The sequence below is a fragment of the Streptomyces murinus genome, assembly GCF_002154555.1.
In the GTDB taxonomy this organism is placed as follows: Bacteria; Actinomycetota; Actinomycetes; order Streptomycetales; family Streptomycetaceae; genus Streptomyces; species Streptomyces murinus.
In genome coordinates this window covers 1-829 of record NZ_MUNF01000876.1, presented here as the reverse complement: position 1 = coordinate 829, position 829 = coordinate 1, and the positions used below count along the sequence as shown (strand labels likewise).

Annotated in this window: 2 protein-coding genes; one reads left to right on the top strand and one right to left on the bottom strand. The window is 74.3% G+C overall.

Annotated features, from left to right (window positions below; all coding sequences use genetic code 11):
* Positions 1–566 (top strand): 2-hydroxyacid dehydrogenase (locus CCN72_RS36200; protein WP_279630318.1); only part of this gene is annotated, 566 nt, incomplete at its 5' end.
* A gap of 12 nt (positions 567–578) precedes the next feature.
* Here CCN72_RS36200 and CCN72_RS36195 read toward each other — a convergent pair.
* The coding region (locus tag CCN72_RS36195; protein WP_143664329.1) for an ArsR/SmtB family transcription factor at positions 579–829 on the bottom strand (251 nt) is incomplete at its 5' end.

Genomic DNA, 829 nt, shown 5'->3' with positions numbered 1-829 from the left:
CGGACCGGTTCGTCCGCTCCGGCGCCGACTGGCGCTGGGAGGCCGACGCCTTCCTCGGCGCCCAGCTGCACGGCCGCCGCCTCGGCGTCCTGGGCCTGGGCGCCATCGGCACCGAGGTGGCCCGCCGCGCCGCGGCCTTCGGCATGGAGGTCCACGCCCTCCCCCACCGCCCCGGCACACCGCTCCCCCCAGGGGTGATCCCCCACCGGGACCTGGTCGGTCTGATGCGGGTGAGCGACTTCCTGACCCTCCATGTCCCCCTCGCCCCCGAGACCGACCATCTGATCGGCAAATCGCTGCTCACCGAGCTGCCGCCCGGCGCCATCGTGGTCAACACCTCCCGCGGCCGGGTCCTGGACCAGTCCGCCCTCCTCGAACTCCTGGCCGCCGGCCATCTCGCGGGCGCCGCCCTGGACGTCTACGAGGACGAACCGCACGTCCCGCCCGAGCTGCGCCATCACCCTCGTACCGTCCTCACCCCGCACATCGGCAGCGCGACGACGGCGGCCCGCCGGGCCATGACGGCGGCGGTGCTGCGGAGAATAGGGGCGGCGCTGGAGCAATGAGCGCCGGCCCCCTCAGTCCCCCAGCTGCTCCAGCAACGCGAAGCCGCTCCGGTCCAGTTGATAGAACACCTGTCCGCCGAGCCGCCTGCGCCACACCACGCCCGTCTCGGTCAGGACTCCCAGGTGCTGGGAGACCGTGCTCTTCGCGAGGCCCAGGGAGTGGGCGAGGGCGGTGGTGGTGCGGGGGGCCTGGAGGGCGCGGATGACCTTGGCGCGGCCGGGGCCGATCAGCAGGGCGAGGCGGTCGGTGGGGGGTTCGGTGG